This window comes from Ureibacillus sp. GCM10028918 (genome assembly GCF_042666115.1).
GTDB lineage: Bacteria > Bacillota > Bacilli > Bacillales_A > Planococcaceae > Ureibacillus.
Map to the genome: position 1 here is coordinate 186,453 of NZ_JBHTFK010000007.1, position 22,141 is coordinate 208,593.

The following is a 22,141-nucleotide window of genomic DNA, read 5'->3' on the forward strand; positions in this document are numbered from 1 at the left end:
GTAACTAAAGGGAGGCCTTTTTATGCTTAGTAATTTAGATATTTTAGTAGTTGTTATTTTTGGCTTTTTAGGAGCCTTTATCAATTCAATTGTTGGTGGGGGTGGTTTGATTACATTACCAGCACTATTATTTGTTGGACTACCACCCGCAACAGCCATCGCCACCAATAAACTGGCAGCTACATTAGGAAACTTAACAAGTATGCTGACATTTTTACGTGCCGGGAAAATTGATTGGAAATTATTAAAGCCTATTGTACCGTTAGTCTTTATTGGTTCAATGCTAGGAGCCTTTACAGTAAACTATATTTCTCCTGATTTACTTAAGCCTCTTATTTTTCTAATGCTGGTAGTTGTTTTGATTTACACTACAATAAAAAGGGATTGGGGAAGTGTGGAAAAGCGACGGGAGATGACAAAGAAAAGAAAAGTTCTTTTTATCAGTACGTTAATTGCTATTGGTTTTTACGACGGTTTTTTGGGACCTGGTACAGGATCATTTATTATCTTCGCCTTTATCATCATGGGATTTGATTTTATTCAAGCTTCAGGTAATGCCAAGTTACTTAACTTTACAAGTAATTTTGCTGCACTAATTATGTTTTTATTTCTAGATACAGTTAATTATTCATATGGAATTATTATGGGCTTATCAATGATTATTGGCGCTTTTATTGGAGCTAAATTTGCATTAGGACGCGGAACTAATTATGTACGGATTATCTTTATTCTTGTAACTTTGCTTCTTATTCTTAAAAATGGATACGACTTTTTTATAGAAGAACTTTATTCTGGCAAGTAATTAGCTTTTCGCTTTTTACAAAGACAGTTGGTTTAATAACTAAACTTTGAATAATTATTTGAGATATTCTTCAATAACAAATGCGAGAAAAAACAAATGATTTTGGGGCTAGCTTATCGGTAGTTATTCAATTAAAGGGCCATTTAACGGAATAAAACTCAATAATTAAATTGGATATTTATGTTAAAGTATAAAAAAGGCTGTTTGGTGCAATGGAGGTAAAATGAGAAAACTATTGGGATATTTTGCGGGCGGATTCCTAGTAATTCTTTTAGCAATAATCATTAGTTATCAAGACGGTCATGAAAATGGAGAAAAAAGAATGGCGGCGGTTTTAGGAAACTCTGTCTATAACGTTTGGGAAGGTTATTATGAAATTGTTGAAGATTCCAATAAAGAAATGACAATAGATTCTATAAGTAGAATGAATGACAGACTTATTTCCGTAAAAGCTTATTCGAATGTTGTAGATAGGACCGTGGGGGAAGAAGTACTTTTACCTATAGCCGACAAATTATTGAATATTGGTACAGGGTTTGAAGATGGTTATCGTGAGAATGGGAATTTTGATAAAGAGAAGTACATGGAAACAGTAGAGGAAATAGAAAAAGTTATTACTTTATTTACAGAAATTTATTATATTCCAAACTCAGAAGGAAGCTAATTTGGAAATAGAGAATTTTGAAGAATTGATAGAAATCAATGAACGGTTAGGAGAGCTCTAAAGAAAGTGGGGAGGGATAACTTGCAAAAATGCGGAAAATGTAACTCAGCATTTAGCTGGAGTAACATCTTTAAATCATTTAAGTGGACATTCAAACCAATTGAATGTGACTATTGTGGTACTAAACACAAGATATCCTTTTTTGGTAGATGTACTTTTGCAGTCCTGACGACTTTGCCAATGTTGATATTCTTTTATTTTCTTTCTCTTTTCGATAACATCTTTGCATCCATTGGTGTAGGGGTTCTTTTAGCAACGGTCGGCTTTTTACTCTCGCCATATGTTGTCCGATACAAAGAGAAATTGTGAGGAAATATACTTAAAGTAAAGGGTGCTTTAGTTCAATTAGGTTGGAAATATTACGCCAAAAAACGCTTTTAAAAGTAAGTCTAGCGGTGACAAAAATCAATAGGGTATAGGAAATCTAATTTTAAAAAAATAGAGTCTATCTGAATAACTGAGGACATAAAGTGTTAGAAAAATAGTTTATTGTTTGTGATGGTTATTCAACAATCGCGCGCTTTCCTTGAATAAGGAGAGGGTCTTTCTTCATGAATAGGGCCATATTGTGGAGGAAAGTAAACGCATATTTTTATAGAGTTCAACCGAGATTGAGAAGAATTACACTTAAACTAAGTACAACAAGGGATTATTTATTGTTTGTAGAATTTATTACTTATTACTTATTATTTTTTCTAAAGGAAGTACGTAGATGAGACAAATAATTGCTCTTGGTGGTGGTGGGTTTTCAATGGAACCAGAGAATCCATTGTTAGATTTATATATATTAAAGCAAGCAAAGAAAGCTAAGCCGCAAATTTGCTTTATCCCTACTGCAAGTGGAGATTCTGAAAATTATATATCTAGGTATTATAACTTTTTTAATCTACAAGATTGTAAACCATCCCATTTATCTTTATTTGAACCTCCAACAAGGGATCTTGAGAGCTTTATTTTAGAGAAAGACATTGTATATGTTGGTGGAGGAAACACTAAAAACCTTTTAGCTTTATGGAAAGAATGGGGTTTAGACAGTATCTTAAGAAATGCATGGAATCAAGGCGTTATTTTAGTTGGGTTAAGTGCAGGTTCCATTTGTTGGTTTGAAGAGGGGGTTACTGATTCGTATGGGGATGGTCTCGAACCAATAAAATGTTTAGGTTTTTTAAAGGGGAGTAATTGTCCGCATTACGATGGTGAAATAGAAAGAAGACCTACATATCACAAACTTATTGAATCAAAAAAAATACAATCAGGGGTTGCAACAGATGATGGGGTTGCTATTCATTACAAGGAACAAGCAATTAGTAAAATAGTTAGCTCAAGGCCTAACGCTAAAGCGTATAGTGTTTCCTTCGAAAAGGGGATTAAAGAGACAGAACTTCAAACAGAATTTTTAGGCTCCTATTAAACAACGGGTGCATTTCTTAAATAGATTGTGCCTTTTTCAGCAATAGGGCTATTTAATGGAATAAGGCTCCCTAATGACAAAATGGATATCTATGTTAAAATCGGTATAGGTTTGTGAAGGGTTATACGCAAACTGGCAGGTTAGTTTAGAAAAAAGTATTAATCATATCAAAAAACTGTTTAAGATGTATATAGTAAAAAAGTTACCATTAATTGAATTTTGGGAGATGTATTAATTGGATTTCTTAGGTTTTATTACATTGATAATAGCGGGGCTTCACTGCATGTGCTGAGTTTACTTCATACGCTTTAGTACATCCAGTTATCCGTCAATTACCTCAAAAGCAACATATACTTTTTGAACAAGGTTCACTGAAAACATATGGACGTATTATGCCCATATTTATGCCTGTAAGTGTGATTCTAACCTTATCTTTCGCATTATTTGCTAAAGAACTTGGGGGTATCGAGCTTACAAGCCGTTTCTCTTCTGCTGGAATGTTCATAGTAGCAACGGTCATAACTATTATTTATAATGTTCCTATTAACAAGGCAATTCAACAAAGGGATGCAGACAATCCACCCACTGATTGGAAGGAGATAAGAAAACGATGGATGTTCTTTCAATCGATTCGTTCTTGGTTACTTCTTATTGGTTTCGTGTTACTATGTTTCTCAGTGTCATTTTGATATAAATGGTTCACTCTCAATACATTACCCTTACTCAGGTTTTTTAAATAACGATTTTCACCAATCGGGCGCATTCTTTAATAAGAAATGGCCCTTTTTCCGTTTAATGGCCAGATTGTGGAGAAGTAAAGTATATATACGTTTATAATACTAGACATTATGAAGGACTACTCTTTTAAAAACGTCGATAAATTTAATGAGCTTGACCTTGGAGTACACTCCAATGATAGGATGTTCTTAGGAGGGATGTAGTGGTGCAGATTAAAGAATTTGCTTCAAAGTATAAGCTAACGACTGATACTGTCCGTTATTATGAAAAGGAAGGTATGATTTTACCTAATCGACTAAATAATGGCTACCGATTTTATGATGAAACATGTGAAAAAAATATTAAATTTATACTTGTTCTAAAACAATTAAAGTTTTCATTGCAGGAAATTAAAATGTTATTACTATTGGACAATAGAGAACCTACTAATGAGTGTAATGGAGAATCGGTAACATTGTTTCAAAGTAAAATCTCTTATCTAGAAAGCAGAATTGAATTTTTCAAGACAGCTGTTCAAGCACTACAAACAGTATCGGGTTTAATGGAAGAAAGGAAATATATCGAAAATAAAGAGAAGTTGGAACTTTTAGTAGAAGAAATGTATCAAAAATTGGAAGGGGGAATTAACGAGTATGTCCCTTCGTAAATATATATATTTCGAGTACGCAATCGGATTTATTATCTGTCTTTTACTTTACATACACCTAGAGTATTCAGTACTGCTATTTATTTTACTTCTATTAGTCCCTGATATAACAATGTTAGGTTATCTCATTAATACTAAAATAGGGTCTATTTTTTATAATCTAGGGCATAGTTTAATTTTTCCATTCATTCTTTTCATAGTAGCGTTTCTCATAAATTCCTCAAGCTTGCTGATGATTGTCATTATATGGCTTGCTCATATTTATATGGACCGATCAATGGGCTATGGACTAAAGTATAACGATGCTTTTAAAAACACACATCTACAGAAAATCGATTGATTACTTTCGAGTTTGAGTTATCAAACATTACAAAATAAACCATTCTTTCAAATAGAAGGGTGGTTTTATTATATCTAATTTGACGTTTGTACTGGGAAAGGCTAGTTGAAAAGAGTTTTTGATTATTCAGCAATCGGGCGCTATTGTTGAATTAGATTCATTTTTTCATTTTCAAATAAGAAGGTATTGATCCGAGAAGGGTTAATGCCTTTTTTGAACTTATTGTACTAACTTAGCAGATTAATTGAATAATGAAATTGAGCAATTAATAATTGCCAAATTCTATTTTAATATGAGGAAATACGCTTTTTAGAATTATAATTTCCTAACATAGTAATTCCGCATTTTCCTAAACTACATCAAGTTGTATGTGTAAAATATCGCTTAAAAAAGTGCAAAATACATCCTGAAGCAACCCGTCCTACGTTAGAACGGGTTAGCTTTACTGAGATTTTAAAATTAAATAGCTATATTGTCACTTTATATTACTTCAGTGGGCTAGGTTGTGTCTTTCTCCATCCATAAAACTGCATGACGTCTTTTGATCATATAAATCATTTCAATTCCCACCTTTCATGTTTTTTAATTAACAAAATTAATATTGACGAAAATATTTTTCTACTTTTCTTCGGTTCTCTTCAAAGATTTTTTCCACATTTTCATTATGAAGTGCATTCTCAAGAGAGATCTCACGTTTTGTAATAGTTATCGTGAGAGAAAAAATGTTTAATGTCATTTATTATCACCTCCTTAAAATTACCCTGAAAAATGAAAAAACCGTAGAGAGACTCCCCTACGGTAAAAAAAGGCACAAAAATACCGCAGGGGCACACTTCTCCCTGCGGTATGGGTATGCTTAATTACAAAAAAACCTTAAGCGATCCATTCCGATCTGGCCGAATGTGTGAATTTCATTTTTGCTGAAGTTGTAACTACCAGTGACATCAATTTAACGATAACGATCATTTCATTCGACCTCCTTAAGAATTTTTTATTTACTTTGTAAGTATATCCATCTTTAAGTTGTTTGTAAACATTTTTTTTCATTTACCCCGAATTATACCTTCAACTAGAAAAACTCCTTGCTGCTTTACATTGTAGTTATCTCATTTTTTCGGTGAGCAAATAGAAGATATAGAAGACTTAAAGCAAAAAACATAATTATTATTAAGGAAAGGGTTTCAGAAATAGTTTGAATGATTAAATTTAAGGACAATTTAAAGGAAAACCTAAATGGCAATTGGGCTTTTATGGAATTTTAATGTGCCTGAGAATTTTTGTACTTAAAGTAAAGGGGGCTTTAGTTGAAAAACAATCTTCAACAAATGGGCGCAATTCTTGAAAAGGAATTGCGCCTTTTTCAGCAATAGGGCCAGATTGTGGAATAAAAACAATTTTTATACTGGCTGATTTGAATTAGTTTATTAATGCTTGCATCCAAATAAGAAACCCAGTTTATCTTCTCAACATATGAAGATAGCTGGGTTTTTACAGTTTAATGTGAAAATAACATTTAAGACTAACGCAAATTCTCCCCTAAAATGATATCGATTAATTTGGAAGCGTCAGTAAAATAATATATCTGATTTTTACTAAGGAATAAGGCTTTAGGTGAAATATTGCGTTTTTTACTCATGCTCCCTTCAAGTATAAGTTTTAAACTAATCGTGTAAATAACTTGGAAGGGGCAATGAAAGTGAAAGCGATATTAACGGCAAGAGATGTAATAAAGATTTATAACAAAAATCAGGTAGCAGGACTTAATAAAGTATCCCTTGATATTGAATCAGGTGAATTTATTGGAATTATGGGAGTTTCAGGTTCGGGAAAAACAACATTACTAAACATTTTATCGACTATTGATAGGCCTACTAGTGGAGATATAGTAATCAATGGGGTTAACATCAATAAACTAAATGAAAAAAAGGCTGCTGATTTTAGGAAAAGTAATTTAGGTTTTATTTTTCAAGAGTATTATTTATTAGATAGTTTAACTGTAAAGGAAAATATCTCAGTTCCACTTACATTGTTGAAAAAATCTCCACAAGAAATTGAAGTGTCTATAAATAGTCTAGCAGAGCGTTTCGGAATAAAAGAACAACTATCTAAGTACCCTAATCAACTCTCTGGTGGACAAAAACAAAGAGTAGCTGCAGCAAGGGCTATTATAAAAAAACCTTCACTTCTATTTGCAGATGAACCGACGGGTGCATTAGATTCAAAATCTGCAACAGCCTTGTTACACAAGTTGAGAGAGGTGAATGAGGAACTTCAAACCACTATCTTAATGGTTACGCACGATGCCTATACCGCTAGTTTTTCAAGTAGAATTCTCATATTTAGAGATGGAAATATTATTAAGGAAATAAGAAGAAATAATCGTACTAGAAAAGAATTTCTTGAAGATATTTTAACAGAAGTCACAAGCATTGAAGTTTCCAACGAATAGGAGTTGATATCCTTGGGTTTATTAAAAATAGCATATAAGAATTTAAAAACGAACTTTTCTTTTTATTCTCTTTACTTTATTTCGGTTGCCTTTGTATTAATGGTATTTTTCTCCTTCATCTCTTTTGCCATGAACGATATTATTATGGAGAAAATATCATCCGATGGTAGGGTGGAAACCATGTCAAAAACAGTAGCCGTTTTTGTTATGGCCTTCGTATTATTTTACATGTCCTATTCAAACTCTTTCTTTTTGAAACGACGAACGAAGGAACTTGGAATCTATTCTCTTTTAGGATATAGAAAATCAAGTATGTTAAAGTTGTTAACCATTGAAAATGTTGTAATTTGTTTACTATCGTTGCTTACCGGGATAATATTGGGGGCCATTCTTCACAAAGGCATTATTGAGGTCATTATTAGGGTATTAAAATTGCAAATTGAAACATCAGCAATTCCGTTATTTAACTATGGCGCGATTCTTTTTACTTTAACTTTTGTATTTGCTGCTTTGATTGTATTGTTTTTGTCAAATTGGGTTGTCCTTCGAAATAGCTCTGTCTTAAATTTGGTTCGCATGGAAAAGCGTGAAGAAAAGAAAATTAAAATCAGGTTGAGTCTATCCATTGCAGGATTGTTATTCATGGTTCTTGGGTACATATTAGCGTTTGACATTACTAGAGGTGTAGAATCATTATGGAAAACGATTGGATTCTCACCAATGGCACTTCTGACTATGTTAACAGTAGTAATAGGAACCATATTCTTTATCCATTCGTTTTTACCTTTCTCAATCCATAAATTAGAGCAAAGAAAAAACTGGCTTTACAAGGAAATGAATATTATTGTCCTGCCAAATTTCAAATATAAAATCCGGTCAAAGGCAAAGACTTTAATCTTATTAACATTATTAGCTGCCGGTACACTCTCTCTTTTCGCTTCCACTGTACTTTCTGTTTATTATCCGGTAGCAGCCACGGAACGGATTATCCCATCAGCTATAGAATTTCCGGTAGAAGATAAAGGTATGGCGAGTAAAGTACTTGAGATAGTGAAGGGGACGAATAATGTTGAAGATATAAAATATAGTGAAACAACGATTATACAAGTAATATCCTCTTCAGCCAACTTACCTTTTGAATATAACGTTAAGGAAGCATCGGGCTTTGATTTGATTTCCGAATCAGATTATAGGGAGCTTATAGAGCTTCAAAACAAAGCTGCAAAAATTGAAAAGTTGAAAGATGATGAGGCAATTTTAGTAAAGTATCGGCCAGAGGAAGGTGATCCCGATAAAGGGAATGTCTATAATTTAAATTTGTCAGCTAGTGATAACGTAGAAGTAATGGTCAAAGAGACCACCTTAATAAATCCAATTGGGTTTGCGAATAGCATTGGAACATTAATCATTTCAGATACCCTTTATCAAGAAATAAAGACATTTGATCTTCCTGAAAAAACGATAATGAGTATTGATGGACAAAATATGAGAGATAACAAAGAAATTTATGAAAATCTAGAACCACTGTTTAAAGATGACCCTTATTTTTCAAGTAGTTATCAAAGGAATGAAGTCATTACGCAAGCGAATAGTTCTACATTTTTACTTATCTCCTTTGTTACCATTATCTTTTTTGTTGCAACGGGGAGTATACTCTACTTCCATAATATTTCTAGTATAATAGCGCATAAAGACGACTTTATGATATTAAATCGAATGGGTTATAACAATAAAATGATGAAGAAAATAATTAACAAACAAATTTTGGCTTTGTTTTGCATACCATATGTTTTAGGAGTAACACACAGTACCTTTGCTATAATAGCCTACAAGTCGGCTCTAATGGATGATCTTCTAGGAAGAAATAGCGCCTTTATACTTCCTGTTTTGGTAGCTGTAGTTATTTTTACAATTGTTTATATTATTTATTATGTAGTAACAAAAAGAGCTTGTCATAAAATTATTTTTACAAATTAGATTTATCAAAAAGCTGATGGACAGTGGATGTCTATCAGCTTTTCTTAAAAATAGATTGTATAATGATTTTAGGAAGTGAACAGAGGTAATAAGATTATGAAAAAATCCTATGAGAGAAAGCAACTTTTTATTTTACTGAATCAAATTCTGGTTATCTTGTATTTATGTTTTCAGTATACAATGAACAACTTTGCTGGAATGGAAAATTTAATACCATTAATCATTATATCCTTAATTATTATTGATGCAGCGTACATTAGCTACAAAAATATCAAAGGGAATATCACACTATCAAGATTTACAAACTTATTAATTTTGGTTGTATGGCAATTTTTATTTTCTTTAGATGGAAGCAGCACTTTTTATACATTAAGTACATTACTTAGCGTTGTAATCCTGTATAAATCGGTTCAATTTTTGTTCATCTTTTTTTTTCAGGATACTACCTATACATATAAACAGAAAATAGGCTGGATTTTAACTTTCATATGCCTGTTGACGTTAATATCTTTATTTATAAACGAAAGGTTGTTTGCGGTACTATTTTTCCTTCAGTGGATTTTAAGCTTTGGCTGTATTACTTTTCTATTTCTAAAGCATCGCAAACGAGTTTCCTTTGTCTTAATTAGTGAGAAAAAGCATTTTCTTAAAACAGGTCTCATTATTTTTGTCTCATTTGTAGGATACGTAATGATATTTGCTGACAAACCAGAATACCTAAGTAATTTTGGGTGGTATGTGATGATTATTTTCCCTTTATTTAGTGTTCATTCAATTGCTTTTAAAAACACTGGTAGTGTGGGGGCATATATTCCATTTAAGAAAACAAATGTCTATGTGATGTGCTTTTTAGTACTTATCAGTGTTTTTTTACTTGGATTGTTATTTCGATTTAATATAATAAGTCATTTTATCGTCATTCACATGATTCTTTTGTTTGTATTACTTCGTTTTACATTATTGTATAAAGAACTGCAAGGCACTATTTTGGAAAAAGATAATTACAAAGTAGCCCGTGATAATTTTTATGCTCATAATTTGATGCAAGTGAGGAAAGAGGAAGAGCTAAAAAGTAATGTATCCAATTATTTACACGATGAAATTTTACAAGATATATTATCCATAAAAAACATGATTAATAAATCGGACAAAGAAGAAGTTCGAACAATAATTTTTGAAACGTTAGATAACTTAAATCTATCAATACGAGATCAAATGCAAGAATTCCATCCAACTTTATTAAAATCACTCACCTTAAAAGAAAATTATGGTTATCTATTGAAAACATTAGAACAGAATTATGGCAAAGGAGAAATAGAAATAATTTTCAACTGCATGAATGGTCTATTTTTAGTTGATCCGTATCATCTTGTTGTTTATCGGATTTTAAAAGAACTGGTTACAAACGCTATAAAGCATTCTCAATGCTCAAAGATAACGGTAACATTTAAACAGGACAAGGAAAAAGTTGAACTAATAGTATCGGATGATGGAACAGGATTAAAGGAAAAGGTATATGGAGAAGTTGGATCTACTCATCATAAAGGACTTAATTCTATCAATGAACAATTATTCTTATTAAATGGTAAAATGACTATTTTGGATAACGAACCTAATGGTTTATCTGTCTGTATTCAAATTTTCATGAAAGGAGATGATTCCTATCAATATTTTATTAATCGATGATCATGTTTTATTTGCAAAGAGTTTAAAGATAGCCTTTGAGGATTATGTTCAAATAAATCAATTTTCTATAATACAAGATATAAATCATGTTATGTCAGTAATAGAAAACGTCAAGCCGGACATTACTTTAATCGATATCAATTTAAGCAATATAAGCAATGAAGATGGTTTAGAGCTAGCTAAAAACATTATTAATGGAGGATGTAAAACTAAAATAGTAATGTTGACAGGTTATGATCTCCCCGTTTATCGACATGAAGCAAAAAAGATTGGGGTAAACGGTTTTATTAATAAAAATATTATTCCAGATAAATTATTGGAAATATTAATAGATATTAATAATGGTACTTCCTATTTTCCAGAGTCCTCGGAATTTGTAGAAGAATTGACTGATAGTGAAAAACAAATTTTACAATTACTAGCCAATGGGTATAAGCGCAAAGATATTGCTTCTATTGTTTTTGCTAGCGAACGTACAGTTTCAAATCATATTCAGCATATATTTGACAAGTTGAATGTATCATCTTCATTAGAAGCTGTGACTAAAGGAATTAAATATGGCTATATTCAGCCTGATTATAAAGAATAGTTTTAATTTTCTTTTATTAAACAGGCAAATAAAAACTCTTCTGGTATTCAACAAATCTGCTAATAGAAGCTGTTCGTTATTCAACAATCGGGCGCAATTCTTTAATAAGAATGCGTCTTTTTCCATCAAAGGGCCATTTTCTGGAATAAGAGTTTCAATAAGTAAACTTGATATTTATGTTAAAATACAATGAATTACAAATCAATTTTTTAAAAATAACAAATAGCAAGGGAGCTTAATGGTGGATACCTATGAAACTAAAAGAAATTATGGGAAAACATTATGATGGACTTTCTATAACACCAGGTTTTTATCATCAATGGAATATAGGTATACATCTAGAATTAGGAAATGACATTTATCAGTTTGATGATAATAATCCCCTTAACATGCAAAGGTTTTATATGATTTATAAACAGGTATCTGCTATTGTTCCTATTCTTTTCAAGAAAATGGATGACGTCTTAGTGGTGGTAAATTCATATCCACATGAAACAAACAAAGTAGTTTATCCTAACTTTTTCAAACGTTATGTAAAAGAACAAGAATTAAAGTATTCCTTGCACTTACATGAATTCCAATGGCAGTTCGATGAAGATAATTTATTTGTTCAGCAAATGACATTGTTCTGTAAAGTTTCAGATTTAAAGTTGGAACACCTTTTGAAAACATTAATTCATGAGGATTTCTATCCTCTACAACCTAGATTAAGAAAAGCACATTGCCTTTATGCACCCGATGTTCTTTTAATAAATGTTAATACTAATTGTATTTTCCATTTATATGATGATAGAGGTTGTGAAATTATAAACGCTGATAAAGAGTTACATAACAAACTACTTGAAACTTTTAGTGGTTGGGAATTGCAGGAAAAATCTTAATCATTTCGTTTAACTATTTATTATTCTTATTCAACAATCGGGCGCTTTCCTTGAGTACGGAAAGTGCTTTATTCAATTAAAGGGCCAGATTGTTGAATAAGAACTTTAACGTAATCGTAATATAGTGAAACTATTTGAGGTTGAAAAATGCACTTGAATTATGTGGGAATTGAATGTATATAAGTCGGTTACTTTTCATATTGGAGCTGACTTTTTTAATTAGGAAATGGGCAATTATTTTAGATTGTAACTTAAAAAGAAAAAATTCGACTAATATTTAGGAGGTGAAAGGACTTGAAAAAAATTATATTGATCCTGTTTCTTATGATACTTTTAACTAATTCTTCAGTTCAGGCATTAAGTTGGGCTTACCCTTTTGTAGTTTGGAGTGGGAATGTATATGAAGTTACAGATGAAGAGGTTATTGATAGTCTAATTGGCAAGCGTATAGGTGAGGTCAAAACAAAGCCTAACGATATGACTGGCGACTTTTATGGGAATGCATCAAATCTTTTTCCTAGAGGAACGGAATACTTTGAAATAAGCGGTATATCTACTGATACCACTATTGCTGTCAAAGAAGAAAAGGGAAAATGGGTAAAAGCTGTCTATGTTAAAAAAGCCCCTTTTCATTGGATGAATTTATTAACAAATCCTTTCCCATATCTTATTTTAATTCTAATAGTATTATTTATTGGATTGCTAAAAATGAAGAAGAATAGTAAGAAATAATTTGAAAAACTTTTTAATTTTTTTCTCCAAGATTTTTTGAAATCGGGCGCTTTTCTTGAACAAAGATCAACGCTTATTTGATTATAGGGCCATTTAATAGAATAACGTTTTTAAAGTGATTTGGAAAAATTATGTTGAAATTTAGGTTAGTTGTGAAGTGTGTTTAAACTTACCGGTAGCTTAGTAACATACCAGATTGTTATTTTTTGTTTTAATTATTAAAAGCATTGTTTGAAGGAGGGATTTAAAAAGTGTTAAAAAAGACTATGATTTCCGGAATGATATTAGCTTTTATAGTGTTAGTTGGATGTAGTGGAGAACATAACGAAGAACAAGCACATGGAAACGAGGGAAATACTAACATAGTAAGTAGGTGTCCAGATGCAGAGATATCTTGGGTAGATATATTAATGATTAATGGTATTAAATACGAGGGTGAAGATGAAGGTTTATCAGAAGGGGAAACTTTAGAAAAAGGCGAACAAATAGGTGAAGTTAAGTTTAGATTAGCAGGAAACGCCTGTTCCAATCATCAGACGAAAAATGGTGATGCTGCGTTTTTACCTGTTGGGACAGAAATCTATAAACTTGTCGGGTATGATACAAATTTCAGAGTGGTTGCTGAAAATAAAGTTTATCAAGTAAAAGAAAACAAAAAGGCGAAGACAATCTCTGAATTACTGGATATAAAAGGGAAGGTATCGAAAATGAGTATTGAAAGCGACCATGATGGTAGCCATATCTCCGATTTTGCTGAACAAGAAACATTAGATTTCATAGAAGACTTTCTATCTTTGGAATATATAGATATGGATAAAGTTAATAAGGAAACAAGTGATAGAAGAGTATTTTTACGAATTCATCTTAATGATGGATCGTCCTTCAGGATAGTTTATTGGTTAGACGGAAACGCATTAAGTTTGGGTGCTTTTGGAACGGAAAAAATGAAAAATATAGTGAAAAATAAAATAGACTTATAATTAGTCTACTAGGTGAACCATTGTGTTTATAGTAACGGGTACGTAGTTCAAGAAGAATTAAGTATTTGAATAATAGTTATTCCATTATAGGGCGCTTTCCTTGAACAAGGATAAGTGCTCGATTTTCATTTTAGGACCAGATTGTTGAGTAATACTAGAAACAATATTGTGAAGAATGTGATTAAAAAACGCTATTCTAATTATTATAGAGATTGCATTTGGAAATAACTTGAAACTTTTATTATAAATTATCGTACTTAAATATAAGCACTAATATTATTTGATAGGTGGTTGAACATATGTACGATAAGAAAAAGGGGATATTTCAATTCTTTGTAATAGTTTTAATGATATTACTAATGGTTTCGGCGTTTGTTTTACTTTTCTCAGGACATTACGGTATAGCGTTAGTCTTGTTTGGAATTTGGATGGCGCTTTTAAGTTCTATTTGGATAGGAACTAAGAATTTAGTTTAAGTAAAAAGTGGAATAAGTCTACTTAAAGTGTATGCTGCTGTCAAATCAATTAACTTGTAAGAATTCCGTATTGTCTTAAATCGTAACTTATATTAGGAAAGCGAGGGGTTAAGTATGAAGTTAGGATTGAAAAATAACGAGGTTGTCATTGTTCCTTTTGATAAAGAATGGAAAGATGAATTTAATAAAACAAAAACGGATATAATTCAAAATACAAATTTAAATCCAACTCAAATTGAACATATTGGTAGTACGTCTATTGAAGGGATTCGAGCTAAGCCGATTATAGATATTTTAATAGGTGTTGATAGTCTTACAACACTTGATAAAGCATTTTTTAAAGATCTTCAAAATATAGGCTTTTACAGATTAAAGGTTGAAAGGCCAAATGAAATTGTTTGTGCTAAATTTACTGATGAAACATTTGAGATAAAAACACATTTCATTCATATTGTTGAGTTCGAAAAGGAAAAATGGAACCAAATGCTATTCTTTAGAGATTATTTAAATATTAATCAAGATGTTAAGGAACAGTATGAAAGCCTAAAAGAGTCTTTTTTTAGCACAGACCTAAAAGGCAGTAATTCATATACAGATTATAAAGAGCAATTTGTACAATCTATCTTTGAGCGAATGACAAGTAAGTAACTCACAAATACACAACAAGTCCTTATAGCGATTTGAAAACGCTGAAAATTTCAAACCCCTGTTAAGAGAACACTACGCTAAGTTTTAAATGACTAATTAAACAACGACCATATTCAACAATCGGGCGCGATTCTTCAATAAGAGGATCGCGTTTTTCCGTTATAGGGCCATATTGTTGAATAACATCTTTTATGAATGGTTACCAAACGACGCTTTAGAAATGTAATATATAATTACATTTATTGTATCATTTATTAGATCTTTGAAAATTAATTACATAAAATTATTCGATTAGGACTTTTTATATTCAAAGGAGGCATAGAAATTGATTTTAGAAACAGAAAGATTATTGTTAAAGCCTTATGAAAATGAATTTGCAGATGATATTTATAAAGTCGTAAAACATAAAGAAATTGCAGATACAATGGTGATGATTCCACATCCATATCCACGTGAAGTTGTCGATAGTTGGATTTCCTATTTACAAAAAAGCTTTGAACAAGGAACAGCATATGAATTTGCTGTATTTTTAAAAGAGAATGGTCGTTATATCGGAAATTGTGGGTTAGTTACGATTTCTACCACTCACAAAAATGCTGAGGTAGGCTATTTTATCGACGTATCAGAATGGGGCAAGGGTTATGCAACTGAAGCCTGTAAAAAAATAATTGACTATGGGTTCCAAGAACATCAATTAAATAGGGTTTATAGTCGCTGTATGGTAAGAAATATAGCTTCTAGAAAAGTAATGGAAAAGGCTGGAATGATTTGGGAAGGTCGTCATAAACAAGAATTCATAAAAGGTGATGTGTATGAAGATATGGATTACTTGGCTATTTTAGCAGAAGATTATTATAAAAATAAGTACTGAATTGCTAATACAAAACGTTTCCAAATCAAAGTTTCTGTACAGAAAAATACTCTGAACATTTTTCAACAATCTAATTGAACAACATCTTTTTAAAAAAGGACATTAATGGTTGAGTCTATGATATATTCAATCTATTGAATGGAAATTATATGGAATAAGAGAGGAAGTTATAAATGCAGAAGAAGACTGTAAAGGGCTTTGTTTTAGGGTTCGCAACAGCAGTGGTACTAGGTGGGGCAACTCTAACTGTAGGTGCTGCAAGTGGGGCATTCACAGACGTTAAGGCAGGGGCTTGGTATGAAGATGCTGTTCTATGGGCAAAGGATAAAGGGATTGTTGGTGGCTACCCAGACGGTACTTTCAAACCTAATAACAATGTTACAAGGGCTGAACTTACAGGCGTTCTACAGAACATGGCAAAAGAAGGATATATTGATGTAGATGTTTTGGCTGGTCTTGAAAAATTTGAAGCCATTCAAGTTGGAAAAACAACGGCAAAGGATTTGAGGGAAATGTTCGGTGAGTACTCCCCTGGCTCTAACTTTGGTGAATTTTATGTATTTGCAGGGGACGTGGCTATAACCGTAACGTTTAGCAATGACGATATAGTAAATTCTAAGTGGTACAACGTTGAAGTTGAAGATAGTGCCAAGAAGAAATACCCGCAAATGACAGTGGAGAACCTTAAGAAATTAGAAAATGGCATGAGTTACGAACAAGTTTGCTTCATACTAGGTGGTAAGGGTTCGTTTGACGGTGAAACTGAGAATAGAAAGTCTTATAAGTGGTATGGTACAGATGGTTCATCCAAACAATTAACTTTCAATAAGCTTGGTGATGGACTAGCTTTAAACTTGGTGGAGTAGATTTCACGCCAGAATAATCAGATATCAGACCCTGATCGCATTTGATTGGGGTTTCATTTATGTATTCCGCATATGCCTCCTAGCCCTTCAATAGTTGAATAACGCTATTCAACAATCGGGCGCAATTCTTGAGTAGAATTGTGCCTTTTTCAGCAATAGGGCCATTTTCTTGAATAACAATCCCCGATAAATTTAATTAATGTTAAGATATAGATATGAATTACTTTTGAAAGATAAAGTTATTATCATGCTGGAAGTAAAATACTAGAAAGAAGGTAAATTATCGATATGCTTTTTGCTATCCTAATTTTTGTTGGCCTTTTTGCTATATATGATTTAATAAGAAGATTGAACAATAATATTCTAGAACAGACAGAAGAATTAAAAAAATTACGAAATGAATTAAATCAAAAACAGCAAAATTAGTTAATAAACAGGCGTATTTCTTTATAAAAATGCGTCTATTTTATTTCAGGGCAATATTATTATCTTTAATGTTAAATGAACACACAACACTCTTTGCATTTATGGTAATGTTTAAATAGAGAAGTTTGGAGCGAATTGGTGATGGAGATATATTTATTCAGTATTATTGGTTTAATTATTCTGTTTCTTATTATTACATACGCCGTTCGATATGGAATTGACACTTCAAAGCAGGTTAAGTCTTTAAGGGCCGAACTTAAAGACTTAAAACGGCAAATTAAAGACTTAGAGAAAATAATAAGAGATAAATAAATAACATATTCAACAATAGGGTCATATTGTTGAATGAGAAATGCTTAGTAAATTGGATATTTATGTTCCTTGAAAAGCAGTAAATTGAAATTCAAAAGAGCAATCATTAAAAAACCTGTTAGGATGAAATCCTTAACAGGTTTTTGTTTTTTTTTTCAGTATGATATCGGATTGACAATCATCGGAAAAATTATAAGCCCAAAACAAAACGCCAACCGAAGAGAAAGCATAAATGATTTTGGAAGAGGGAGAGAAGTTCGAGGCTTCTCTTCCTTACTATAAAAATTAAAACAAACTACCACTTGTGATCCAATGAGAAAATCTGAAGTGTTTTAGTTAAACTCACATCGGGTTTGTTTTTACTTATTGGCAACTATGACCAATTTACCTGTATCCAGTTCCTTTTCGAATTGAGCAGCTTCCGTTTCACTTAATCCGACAGAAGCTAACTCATTGCGGAGTTCATCTCCACGGGAATTCACCAGGTTTTTCATAGAAGTCAGGAACCCTTGCTCGCCAATACCAGCTTCCTCTGTCCCCAGTGCTTCGTTAATATCATCTTCACGTGCTTCATAGTGCGCAAAGATGTAAATGTTATCTCGAACATATCCTTGCGCTTCTAAATTCTCCACTTCTTGTTTCGCCTGTACTACGTTTTCTACTGTCAATTTGACTGTCATTATTTATCCCTCCTATATATGTTTACACTCATTCTATTCCACTAAATTGAATGAATAAAACGTAGGGAGGAAGTCACTTTCTATATGTAGTGAAGTTTTATGCTTTTAAAAAACTTATCAGTAGTAAACAGTTTCATGATTGTCAAAAGAAAGAAGAGCTTGAGGCGAATAATGCCAACAAGCTGTTCTTATTAGGAAATATACGCATGATCGCTTGTTCATCATCAAGCTTTAATTCAATCGCTGCTGTGAACGGATCCATGTTCGATATTTTTTATGACTCATATTCTTACAGTTTAATTTTATCTGATTTTGAGAAGTATCGTAATACTGACCAATTATAATAAGGAACATAAGCATAATTTGCTAATTCTACAATTGGGGGCAATTTTGCAGTTCAGAAAAGGAATTGTGCCTTCTTCAAATAAGAGGCCAGATTTTTGAAAAACGTAAAGGTTTATACATTAAAATAATGGGATTAGTTCAATAACTATTTTAACGAATATTATATAGGAATTGGAAACATTTCATATTCCTCATCGTTTATAAATACGGTAGATATAGACAAGATATTGGGAGCTTTTCTGCTAATAAAAGTGGAGTAGGTAATGTCTTTGGAATTTTTCACAACACATTTAGTAATGATTGCATTTTTTATCTTAATCATTCATTCAATTGAAACAGCTTTTCCTGAAAACTAGGAAAGCGTCTGTGTCCTTATAAGACATATTATTATTAAAGCTTTTATACATTCATAATACATGCAAAACTAGAAATTTATATTGGGGGAAGGCATTGTTATGGAAATACACTGAGTAAATGGACAATATCGAGAAGATGATAGGATTTTTGATTCCCAGTTTGAAGTTTATGAATGGACGGACTCATTGTATCAAGACTTCTCAAATTGCTTTTTTAGAGAAGAAAATGTCGGTTATGCAACTCTTGATGTAAAGGTAATTGATTGTTTAACTGAATTAATACCACAATAGGCGGGATACACTAATGTAAATGTTTTATTGCAAAGGGATAAGATTGAGGTAGACGGTAAATATGTGTATAGAATTTGGACTTCATATAGTAGATAAAGTTATTCAACAATCGGGCGCTTTCTTTGAATAAGGAAGTGTTTTTTTCATTAAGGTAAATTGAAAATATTTGATTGGAGGTATTACAAATTAAAAAATATTTGATAGTGTTATTTATTTTTAGTTCAATGCTAATTCTTTCCGCTTGTGTAAATTCCCCAGCGCATGTTATTGGAGAATATGATACTACTAAACTCAACAACGTTTTAAATGAAAATAATGAAGCATATTCAATTGGGACAAATAAAGATGGAATGCCAATATTTAAAGATACAAACAAAGCTTTAGAACAAGCATCTTTTGATTACGCAGATGGATTTGCAGCTATTCAAGGACAGTTTAATTTAGAACCGATTAACAATGAAAATTGGGATAGCTATAAAACTTATGGTTGGCAATTAACAACAGATGATGAAAATATAAAAAAACAAGGTAGCGAAATAACTCAATTCTTTGATATATACGAGAATAGTTTTAAATAATCACTATTCCACAATCGGCGCAATTCTTGAAGATGGATTGTGCCTTTACCTTTTCCAGCAATCGGGCCATATTCTTGAACAACAGCAGGGAATTTGAAGTAGGTTAAGAGATATAGCAAAGTTCAAGCAGGAAAGTACATGAGGTAAACAGGGAAGACCCTCTTTTAAAGTGATAGACTTTACTACCTATCTTAACTTGAGCGAGCTAATCAAGTAGTTAATAATAACATTAAACAATTTCACTTTTGCTATTTGCCAAAGCACTTATGTAAAGCTTACAAACATTATAATAATTTCTCATATAGAAAATTCTGGTTGTTATGTTAAGAAAATGATATATTAAAATAGTTCAAATATATTAGCAGGAAATTTAGGTATATAGTTAGTTTACTTTAGCATTAAATGTAAAATTTAATAGATTTCCATTAGAAAGAGGCCAAAATGAAAAAAACATTAAAATCCAAATTGTTATTTACCTTTTCTGTCTTAATTCTGCTTACTTGTGTAGTGATGAGCAGCCTTTTGTATCGTTCTTCTGTGAATCTAGTAAAGGATTCCGTGGGTAAGCAGGTTGCAGGTATGGTAGAAAATGTAGTGGAAGTTATTGAATTAAAAAAATACAAAGAAATATCCATTGATTCTGGAGAGACGGACTATTATTACGAATTAAGAGAGAAATTAAATGAAATAAGAGAAATGAACAATATTGTTTACTTATTTACAATGGCGCGTGAACAAAAAAATGATGAATATGAATATTATTATGTGGTTGATGGTCTAGATTCGGAAGATGCTTCAGAAATAGGAGAGGTTGAAGAGAACGCCAGTACTTATAAAGCAATGATTGATGCATTTGAAACTGGTGGCACTGAATTTGAAATGTCAAATGATCAGTACGGTTCTTTGATTTCTGTCTTTGCTCCTATTAAAGATGAGAAGGGTGAAATCATTGGAGTCGTTGGAGCTGATATTGATGCTACTGATGTTTATATGCAAATGAAAAACAATAAAACCAGTATAATAGTTACCACGTTAATTATTTTAGTCATTGGACTTGTTATTGTTTATTTTATAACGGAATATCTAACAAAACCGTTAAAGAAATTAACATCTCATGTAGAAGAGGTAGGAAAGGGCAACTTGTTGCCGATTGCCGAAATATCCAAAAGGCAGGATGAAATAGGCGTAGTAACGAATACTTTTGGCAGGATGGTTCATGACCTTCGTAACTTGATTGAAGGCATCCAATTAAATTCAAACCAATTACTCGATACTTCTAAAAAATTAATAAGCAATAGTGAAAAAGTTAGTGAAGATAGCAAGTATGTTGCAATATCTGTTCAAGAAGTATCAGAAGGTGCCAATATGGTATATAATTCTTCTAAAGAGCGTACTTTAGCTATTGAACAAATTTCAGGTGGTATTCAACAAGTTTCTGATGCATCGGAAAATGTATTGAACTTATCAAATCTCAGCCTGGAAAATGCCAATATCGGCAATGTAGCGATGGATAATGTCATAGACCAAATGAATGTGATTGATAAATCAGTGAAATTGTCGTCCAACGCAATCAATGAATTAGAGAATCAATCCCAAGAAATTTCAACTTTTATTAATATTATTCAGGAGATTTCCAACCAAACAAATCTGCTTGCTCTAAATGCTTCAATTGAGGCAGCAAGAGCTGGAGAAAATGGTAAGGGTTTTGCAGTTGTAGCAGATGAAGTGAGAAAGCTTGCAAATCAAACAGAGCAAGCTACAACGAGTATAGTTGACTTGATATCCAACATGAATCAAGGTACGAATCAAACTGTTGAATCGATGTATCTCGTTTCGAAAAGCGTGGCAAAAGGAATTGAAACTGTTGGTGAAGCCAAAGATTCGTATAACAAAATTGTTACTTCTATTCAAAATGTTGCCTCTTATATAAAAGGGATTTCGGCAACTTTATCGGAAATGGCGGCTTCCTCCGAACAAATAGCTAGCTCTGTAGAGGAGTCAACCCAATTTGCTTATCAAACCGCAAATTATACAAAAGAAGTAGCGAAACGATCCATGGATCAAGAAAATGATGTACATGAAATATCAAAAACTATTGAACTTTTAACAAATATGTCAAGGAACTTAGATGAACTAATCAAGAAATTTAAACTCTAGGATAAAGAAATTTCAGTGATATCTATTCGAAAATATAACCACATATCCTTAATAGTTCTTACTGTATTTTTATTAACTGTAGGTTGTTAATCCTTAATCTATGAACAAAATCAGTAGCGAGGATATGCCAGGGTTCTATTTATATAGCNTTCAACAAACAATGGACGCGTTTCTTTAATA

The 22,141-nt window shown here is 32.0% G+C and carries 22 protein-coding genes; 20 read left to right on the plus strand and 2 right to left on the minus strand.

The features are described 5' to 3' along the window. Positions 1–22 precede the first annotated feature (22 nt). The 7 genes from ACFQU5_RS10040 (at position 23) to ACFQU5_RS10070 (ending at position 4,661) form a co-directional block, all read left to right on the plus strand. On the plus strand, positions 23–802 hold the full coding sequence (locus tag ACFQU5_RS10040; RefSeq protein WP_390287321.1) for a TSUP family transporter: 780 nt from the start codon (positions 23–25) through the stop codon (positions 800–802). Between the two features lie 223 nt (positions 803–1,025). Continuing rightward, positions 1,026–1,466 (plus strand): hypothetical protein, encoded by a 441-nt coding sequence (locus ACFQU5_RS10045; protein ID WP_390287323.1) that lies wholly within the window; start codon positions 1,026–1,028, stop codon positions 1,464–1,466. An 81-nt stretch (positions 1,467–1,547) separates the two neighbouring features. Continuing rightward, positions 1,548–1,835 (plus strand): TIGR04104 family putative zinc finger protein, encoded by a 288-nt coding sequence (locus tag ACFQU5_RS10050; protein WP_390287326.1) that lies wholly within the window; start codon positions 1,548–1,550, stop codon positions 1,833–1,835. Between the two features lie 403 nt (positions 1,836–2,238). Further along, the gene (locus ACFQU5_RS10055) at positions 2,239–2,937 is read left to right on the plus strand and encodes a Type 1 glutamine amidotransferase-like domain-containing protein (RefSeq protein ID WP_390287328.1); all 699 of its coding nucleotides are present in this window, start codon (positions 2,239–2,241) and stop codon (positions 2,935–2,937) included. A gap of 392 nt (positions 2,938–3,329) precedes the next feature. Further along, positions 3,330–3,626: an anthrone oxygenase family protein gene (locus tag ACFQU5_RS10060; RefSeq protein ID WP_390287330.1), complete on the plus strand. Its 297-nt coding sequence runs from the start codon at positions 3,330–3,332 to the stop codon at positions 3,624–3,626. A 251-nt stretch (positions 3,627–3,877) separates the two neighbouring features. Then, a complete protein-coding gene (locus ACFQU5_RS10065) occupies positions 3,878–4,321 on the plus strand; it encodes a MerR family transcriptional regulator (protein WP_390287333.1) in 444 nt (147 codons plus the stop codon). Further along, the gene (locus ACFQU5_RS10070; RefSeq protein WP_390287335.1) at positions 4,308–4,661 is read left to right on the plus strand and encodes a DUF4260 domain-containing protein; all 354 of its coding nucleotides are present in this window, start codon (positions 4,308–4,310) and stop codon (positions 4,659–4,661) included. Before ACFQU5_RS10065 ends, ACFQU5_RS10070 begins: the two co-directional genes overlap by 14 nt. A gap of 595 nt (positions 4,662–5,256) precedes the next feature. On the opposite strand, the gene ACFQU5_RS10075 is transcribed toward ACFQU5_RS10070, so the two are convergent. Beyond that, positions 5,257–5,397, minus strand: coding sequence for a YrzI family small protein (locus ACFQU5_RS10075; RefSeq protein WP_390287337.1), 141 nt, complete (start codon positions 5,395–5,397; stop codon positions 5,257–5,259). Positions 5,398–6,357: 960 nt separating this feature from the next. On the opposite strand from ACFQU5_RS10075, the gene ACFQU5_RS10080 reads away from it, so the two are divergent. The 11 genes from ACFQU5_RS10080 (at position 6,358) to ACFQU5_RS10130 (ending at position 17,554) form a co-directional block, all read left to right on the plus strand. Beyond that, on the plus strand, positions 6,358–7,110 hold the full coding sequence (locus ACFQU5_RS10080) for an ABC transporter ATP-binding protein (protein ID WP_390287339.1): 753 nt from the start codon (positions 6,358–6,360) through the stop codon (positions 7,108–7,110). A 12-nt stretch (positions 7,111–7,122) separates the two neighbouring features. Continuing rightward, complete coding sequence (locus tag ACFQU5_RS10085; RefSeq protein WP_390287341.1) at positions 7,123–9,087, plus strand: FtsX-like permease family protein; 1,965 nt, start codon at positions 7,123–7,125, stop codon at positions 9,085–9,087. A 96-nt stretch (positions 9,088–9,183) separates the two neighbouring features. Next, on the plus strand, positions 9,184–10,773 hold the full coding sequence (locus tag ACFQU5_RS10090; RefSeq protein WP_390287344.1) for an ATP-binding protein: 1,590 nt from the start codon (positions 9,184–9,186) through the stop codon (positions 10,771–10,773). Further along, positions 10,742–11,362 carry a response regulator transcription factor gene (locus tag ACFQU5_RS10095; RefSeq protein ID WP_390287346.1) on the plus strand — a complete coding sequence of 207 codons (621 nt, stop codon included), beginning with the start codon at positions 10,742–10,744 and terminating at the stop codon, positions 11,360–11,362. Before ACFQU5_RS10090 ends, ACFQU5_RS10095 begins: the two co-directional genes overlap by 32 nt. A gap of 251 nt (positions 11,363–11,613) precedes the next feature. Then, positions 11,614–12,243 (plus strand): DUF3885 domain-containing protein, encoded by a 630-nt coding sequence (locus ACFQU5_RS10100; protein WP_390287349.1) that lies wholly within the window; start codon positions 11,614–11,616, stop codon positions 12,241–12,243. A gap of 294 nt (positions 12,244–12,537) precedes the next feature. After that, positions 12,538–12,975 (plus strand): hypothetical protein, encoded by a 438-nt coding sequence (locus ACFQU5_RS10105; protein ID WP_390287351.1) that lies wholly within the window; start codon positions 12,538–12,540, stop codon positions 12,973–12,975. Positions 12,976–13,226: 251 nt separating this feature from the next. Continuing rightward, positions 13,227–13,955: a hypothetical protein gene (locus tag ACFQU5_RS10110; protein ID WP_390287353.1), complete on the plus strand. Its 729-nt coding sequence runs from the start codon at positions 13,227–13,229 to the stop codon at positions 13,953–13,955. A gap of 590 nt (positions 13,956–14,545) precedes the next feature. After that, on the plus strand, positions 14,546–15,079 hold the full coding sequence (locus tag ACFQU5_RS10115) for a GrpB family protein (protein ID WP_390287355.1): 534 nt from the start codon (positions 14,546–14,548) through the stop codon (positions 15,077–15,079). Between the two features lie 325 nt (positions 15,080–15,404). Continuing rightward, positions 15,405–15,950 carry a GNAT family N-acetyltransferase gene (locus ACFQU5_RS10120; protein ID WP_390287358.1) on the plus strand — a complete coding sequence of 182 codons (546 nt, stop codon included), beginning with the start codon at positions 15,405–15,407 and terminating at the stop codon, positions 15,948–15,950. 173 nt (positions 15,951–16,123) lie between these two features. Further along, entirely contained in the window at positions 16,124–16,816 is a 693-nt protein-coding gene (locus ACFQU5_RS10125; protein WP_390287361.1) for an S-layer homology domain-containing protein, read from the plus strand. Between the two features lie 564 nt (positions 16,817–17,380). Continuing rightward, positions 17,381–17,554, plus strand: coding sequence for a hypothetical protein (locus tag ACFQU5_RS10130; protein WP_390287363.1), 174 nt, complete (start codon positions 17,381–17,383; stop codon positions 17,552–17,554). A gap of 359 nt (positions 17,555–17,913) precedes the next feature. Here the strand turns inward: ACFQU5_RS10130 and ACFQU5_RS10135 are convergent, their stop codons facing one another. Further along, the gene (locus tag ACFQU5_RS10135) at positions 17,914–18,234 is read right to left on the minus strand and encodes a YflT domain-containing protein (protein WP_390287365.1); all 321 of its coding nucleotides are present in this window, start codon (positions 18,232–18,234) and stop codon (positions 17,914–17,916) included. 1,162 nt (positions 18,235–19,396) lie between these two features. Here ACFQU5_RS10135 and ACFQU5_RS10140 point away from each other — a divergent pair. After that, a complete protein-coding gene (locus ACFQU5_RS10140; protein WP_390287367.1) occupies positions 19,397–19,804 on the plus strand; it encodes a hypothetical protein in 408 nt (135 codons plus the stop codon). A gap of 441 nt (positions 19,805–20,245) precedes the next feature. Then, a complete protein-coding gene (locus ACFQU5_RS10145) occupies positions 20,246–21,961 on the plus strand; it encodes a methyl-accepting chemotaxis protein (RefSeq protein ID WP_390287369.1) in 1,716 nt (571 codons plus the stop codon). Positions 21,962–22,141 lie beyond the last annotated feature (180 nt).